Genomic DNA, 4,727 nt, shown 5'->3' with positions numbered 1-4,727 from the left:
GTTATCTTTGTAACGTCGTTCTCATCCTTTTTCATTTCTTGCCTACGCAATCAGATACCCGGTTCAATCCGGATCATCGTGCAGATGGTGATCATTGCCTCGCTCGTGATTTTGGTGGATCAAATCCTCAAAGCATATGCTTTCGAGATTTCTAAGACCCTGTCGGTTTTCGTTGGCCTTATTATCACCAACTGCATTGTGATGGGCCGTGCCGAAGCTTTTGCAATGAAAAACCCACCTGTCGCGTCTTTCATCGACGGGATGGGAAACGGCATGGGCTATGGCCTGATCCTGTTGCTGGTAGGTTTCATCCGCGAATTGTTTGGGGCGGGGTCGCTATTTGGCATTACAATTTTGCAGACCGTGAATAACGGGGGCTGGTACGTGCCGAACGGCATGTTGCTTTTGCCGCCCTCCGCGTTTTTCATTATCGGGCTGATTATTTGGGCTTTCCGAACCTGGAAACCCAGCCAAGTCGAAGAGCGTGAATACAAAATTCAACAGGTAGAGGCGCACTGATGGAAGGGCTTATCTCATTGGCCGTAAAGGCCATCTTTGTTGAAAACCTTGCGCTCAGCTTCTTTCTGGGTATGTGCACCTTTATCGCCGTTTCGAAGAAGATCTCGACTGCGCTCGGCTTGGGTATATCAGTGATGCTGGTTCAGGCCATTACAGTACCCACAAATAATCTGTTGCTGAATTATCTGCTGAAACCAGGCGCACTGGCATGGGCAGGGTTCCCGGATGTTGACCTAACTTTTCTTGGTTTGATTTCTTATATTGGCGTCATCGCGGCTATGGTGCAGATCCTAGAGATGATCCTCGATAAGTATTTTCCACCTCTGTACAACGCATTGGGTATTTTCCTGCCTTTGATTACCGTAAATTGCGCCATACTGGGCGGGTCTTTGTTCATGGTCGAGAGGGATTACAACTTCGCTGAAGCGGCAACTTACGGTCTCTCCTCGGGCTTTGGATGGGCTTTGGCCATCACGGCAATGGCCGGTGTCAGGGAAAAGCTGAAATATTCCGATATTCCTGACGGATTGCAGGGTCTGGGTATCACCTTTATCACGGCGGGCTTGATGGCGATGGCTTTCATGTCCTTCTCAGGCGTGAAGCTTTAAGGAGGGGCCTATGGAAACGTTCAGCTTAGGCGTCATCCTATTTACCTTGATCGTTCTCGCGCTGGTCTCGGTTATCATGGCCGCCCGGTCGCGGTTGGTTTCGACCGGTAACGTGAATATCACCATCAACGGTGAAAAAACGATTTCGGTCCCTGCTGGTGGCAAGCTTTTGCAAACGCTGGCGGCAGAGAAGCTGTTTGTCCCGTCCGCTTGCGGGGGCGGTGGAACCTGCGCACAGTGCCGCGTGCGCATTCATTCGGGCGGCGGATCAATACTGCCGACTGAAGAGAGCCATATCACTAAGCGAGAGGCATCTTGTGGGGATCGGCTTTCCTGTCAGGTGGCAGTCAAGCAGGACATGGATATCGAAGTTCCGGAGGAGGTCTTTGGTGTCAAGAAGTGGGAATGTACCGTTCGTTCGAACGAAAACGTTGCGACCTTTATCAAGGCCCTGACGCTGGACTTACCTGAAGGCGAGGATGTGAATTTCCGTGCTGGAGGCTACATTCAGATCGAGGCGCCAGCGCACCAGCTGGCGTATACCGATTTCGACGTTGATGAGGAGTATCGCGAAGACTGGGACAAATTCAATTTGTGGCAATACAAGTCAGTGGTTGCCGAGCCGATTGAACGTGCTTACTCCATGGCCAACTATCCAGAAGAGAAGGGTATGATCATGCTCAACGTTCGGGTGGCTTCGCCGCCGCCGGGATCAGAGGGCATACCTGCGGGTCAGATGTCGTCCTACATTTTCAACTTGAAACCAGGTGACAAAGTTACGATCTCCGGCCCTTTTGGTGAATTCTTCGCGCGCGACACAGAAAAGGAGATGGTCTTCATAGGCGGAGGTGCGGGTATGGCACCGATGCGCAGCCACATCTTTGATCAGCTCAAAAGATTGAAAACGAAACGAAAAATTAGTTTTTGGTATGGGGCTAGGTCCAAGCGAGAGATGTTCTTTGTCGAGGATTTCGACTCACTCGCGGTAGAAAACGAAAACTTTGAATGGCATGTTGCCTTGTCTGATCCTCAGCCTGGAGATGATTGGGACGGCTACACAGGTTTTATCCATAACGTGTTGTTCGAAGAATACCTCAAGAACCATCCGGCGCCGGAAGATTGCGAATTCTACATGTGCGGACCACCGATCATGAACCAGTCTGTTATAAACATGCTGCTGGATCTTGGCGTGGACCGTGAAGACATCATGCTTGATGATTTTGGTGGCTGATATGTCAAAAAACCGAAGTTTAATGCGTCGGTTTGTTTTGGTGTGGCCAAGAAACTCAAATCGGCGAACTGTGAAAGCCTAAGCGTTGGGCGTCGCAATTCTACAATCACGTTCCGAGTTTGAATCCTGCTTATTTGTATAGAATTCGTCGGCAGCTCAGATTTTCTTCGGGCACATTAGACAGGGAAGAAACGGAATTCAGCTTTCCGTCATCTGCGACTTGTGACCCCGCAGAGAGCTGACAGCAATTACTTGGAGCATGTTGCAACAAGTTCTGCTGGATTTCCGGATTGCTGCTCTTGGTCCAGCAGGGTAGGGAACAGAGCAGATGCTGAATGGTTGGATAAAAAATCTGTTCTCTGCGTCGCGCTCAGGAAAATCGGGCTCGGCGTTGTCAACGCTCGCCCCTGCAGAACGATTTTATGCGGTGGGGGATATCCATGGTCGTCTGGACTTGTTGCAACGGCTAATCGCTTCGCTCGATGCAGATTGCCCGCTCGTATTTGTCGGGGACTATATCGATAGAGGTGAGTGTAGCGCACAGGTATTACGCCACCTTTACCATCTATCCGGAGTCAAGGACCGCGAAGTGATTTGTCTTTTAGGAAATCATGAAGACATGTTGCTTCAATTTCTAAAAAACCCAGAGGCAATGGCGCGAATGTGGTGGCACAATGGTGGCAGACAGACGCTAGCTTCCTTTGGCGTTGCCGATGGAACCGAGACCACGGACAGGTTGAATGAGATTGGCGAAGCGTTGCGGCGCGAGATGGGCCAACCGCTTTTGGAATGGATTCAGGACAGACCGCTTACCTGGACCAGTGGAAACGTGACCGTTGTGCATGCCGCACTTGATCCACATCGATCCGTTGATAAGCAATCAAGAAAGGTTTGCCTGTGGGGGCACCCGCAATTCCCTGGCCCGCGCCGCAAAGACGGACAGTGGATTGTGCACGGCCATACAATCGTGACTGATCCAACGGTCGAAAACCAAGTGATTTCAATTGACACCGGAGCCTTTGCGACCAACCACCTTACAGCGGCTGAAATATCCAGTGGACAGGTCCGTTTTTTGTCCACTGACAGAAATGGGGTTACTCAGTTGTGAGAGCTTAATAATCCAAATACGGGTTTAACCTACGATCATTTGTTTCATTCTAAGGGCCTCGTATTCCAGTTCTTTCAAACGGAAATGCACTACGTCGCCAATAGTGATAACCCCGCGCAAGATGCCGTCGCTCAGCACCGGCATGTGGCGAAAGCGCCCTTCAGTCATGGTTTTGAGTACGTCGTTCAGCGGGTCGTCAGGTTTGCACGTCTGCACGTCTCGGGTCATTAGATCGCTGACCGATTGCGGCAGAGTCTCTCCCGGTGTTTCAGCCATGCGACGAACGATATCGCGTTCAGAAAGAATTCCTTGCAGCGTTCCGTTCTGATCTGTCACTACAACGGCGCCAATTCGTTTTTCCCGCAAAATTTCGACAACCGAATGGATCGTGTCAGTCGGTCTAACAGCGAATACGGCGTCTCCTTTACCTTCCAGCAGCTTGGCCACTGTCGTGTTGGTTTGCGAAAGGTTCGATTCGACCGATTGGCTGCGTGTGGCCGTAGTGGCCTTGTCGCCGCGGGTCGGGGGCTGGTAAGAGCTTGGGGCCATGGGCTGTCTCCTCCTGCATGTGTGTGGACTGTCTTATCTACCTTATCGCAGGCATAAGCCCTGTATAGGGTGCAATTTCGAAATCTGGTTAAACTCTGCCTTACAGGAAGCTCCTGCCGCATGAGCCAACTTTACTTAACACCGCCTGTAGCCGCATTGATCTTTCTGGGCGTAGTCATTTGCGGGCACAACTTTAGACGGATTTGGAAGCAACAGGCACCCGGATGGCGGAAAAGAGCCTGGATTTTCGGGGTTCCCGCCGCGATTGGTCTGATCGTTCTTGGGTTTTTACCGATGAAACTTTAGGTCAGATTTGACTCTGTTAGGGGTCGCTGGCATACGCCGAGCACGGTTATCCCATGAGGTCATACGATGCGCAGCCTGATTGCACTGGCTTTCACGTTTCTTGTAGCGGGATGTTGGTTCGACACTGAACCAGATGTGGTTCGACTGTCTGGTGAGACGATGGGGACCACCTTTGACATCACGGCGATCGGTGATGAACTGGATGAAACTACTTTGGCAGCGGCCGTGCAGGATACTTTGGCAGAGGTCAACGCCAAGATGTCCAATTGGGATCCAAACTCCGAGGTGTCTGTTTTCTCGGCTTCATCCAATACGGAACCCGTTGCTATCTCTGAAGAATTTGCACTTGTAATTGAAGCGGCAAACGAAGTTCACGAAAAGTCGGGCGGGATGTTTGACGTGACAC

7 protein-coding genes are annotated in these 4,727 nt (G+C 51.0%); 6 read left to right on the top strand and 1 reads right to left on the bottom strand.

Annotated features, from left to right (window positions below; translation table 11 throughout):
- The 4 genes from AC2FNE_RS24370 to AC2FNE_RS24355 all read left to right on the top strand — a co-directional run.
- On the top strand, positions 1-519 hold a 519-nt coding region (locus AC2FNE_RS24370; RefSeq protein WP_496806536.1), incomplete at its 5' end, for an NADH:ubiquinone reductase (Na(+)-transporting) subunit D.
- Entirely contained in the window at positions 519-1,127 is a 609-nt protein-coding gene (gene nqrE, locus AC2FNE_RS24365; protein ID WP_170480069.1) for an NADH:ubiquinone reductase (Na(+)-transporting) subunit E, read from the top strand. The genes AC2FNE_RS24370 and nqrE, both read left to right, overlap by 1 nt.
- A 10-nt stretch (positions 1,128-1,137) precedes the next feature.
- Positions 1,138-2,358, top strand: coding sequence for an NADH:ubiquinone reductase (Na(+)-transporting) subunit F (gene nqrF / locus AC2FNE_RS24360; protein WP_170605671.1), 1,221 nt, complete (start codon positions 1,138-1,140; stop codon positions 2,356-2,358).
- A 328-nt stretch (positions 2,359-2,686) separates the two neighbouring features.
- Positions 2,687-3,466: a metallophosphoesterase family protein gene (locus AC2FNE_RS24355; RefSeq protein ID WP_170605673.1), complete on the top strand. Its 780-nt coding sequence runs from the start codon at positions 2,687-2,689 to the stop codon at positions 3,464-3,466.
- A gap of 24 nt (positions 3,467-3,490) precedes the next feature.
- Here the strand turns inward: AC2FNE_RS24355 and AC2FNE_RS24350 are convergent, their stop codons facing one another.
- The gene (locus AC2FNE_RS24350; RefSeq protein ID WP_496806535.1) at positions 3,491-4,015 is read right to left on the bottom strand and encodes a CBS domain-containing protein; all 525 of its coding nucleotides are present in this window, start codon (positions 4,013-4,015) and stop codon (positions 3,491-3,493) included.
- A 120-nt stretch (positions 4,016-4,135) separates the two neighbouring features.
- Between AC2FNE_RS24350 and AC2FNE_RS24345 the strand changes: the two genes are divergently transcribed.
- Together AC2FNE_RS24345 and AC2FNE_RS24340 are read left to right on the top strand one after the other, a co-directional pair.
- Positions 4,136-4,321 carry a hypothetical protein gene (locus AC2FNE_RS24345; protein WP_170605677.1) on the top strand — a complete coding sequence of 62 codons (186 nt, stop codon included), beginning with the start codon at positions 4,136-4,138 and terminating at the stop codon, positions 4,319-4,321.
- Between the two features lie 66 nt (positions 4,322-4,387).
- On the top strand, positions 4,388-4,727 hold a 340-nt coding region (locus AC2FNE_RS24340), incomplete at its 3' end, for an FAD:protein FMN transferase (protein ID WP_496806534.1).

Source organism: Ruegeria sp. YKSD179, from assembly GCF_059612885.1.
The sequence above is the reverse complement of the archived record's forward strand: the minus strand, read 5'-3'. Positions and strand labels throughout refer to the sequence as shown.

What these genes read in the sequence shown, in the direction of transcription:
- nqrF (WP_170605671.1), top strand. Translation starts at nt 1,138, where the DNA reads ATGGAAACGTTCAGCTTAGGCGTCATCCTATTTACCTTGATCGTTCTC.
- nqrE (WP_170480069.1), top strand. Translation starts at nt 519, where the DNA reads ATGGAAGGGCTTATCTCATTGGCCGTAAAGGCCATCTTTGTTGAAAAC.
- AC2FNE_RS24345 (WP_170605677.1), top strand. Translation starts at nt 4,136, where the DNA reads ATGAGCCAACTTTACTTAACACCGCCTGTAGCCGCATTGATCTTTCTG.
- AC2FNE_RS24355 (WP_170605673.1), top strand. Translation starts at nt 2,687, where the DNA reads ATGCTGAATGGTTGGATAAAAAATCTGTTCTCTGCGTCGCGCTCAGGA.
- AC2FNE_RS24350 (WP_496806535.1), bottom strand. Translation starts at nt 4,015, where the DNA reads ATGGCCCCAAGCTCTTACCAGCCCCCGACCCGCGGCGACAAGGCCACT.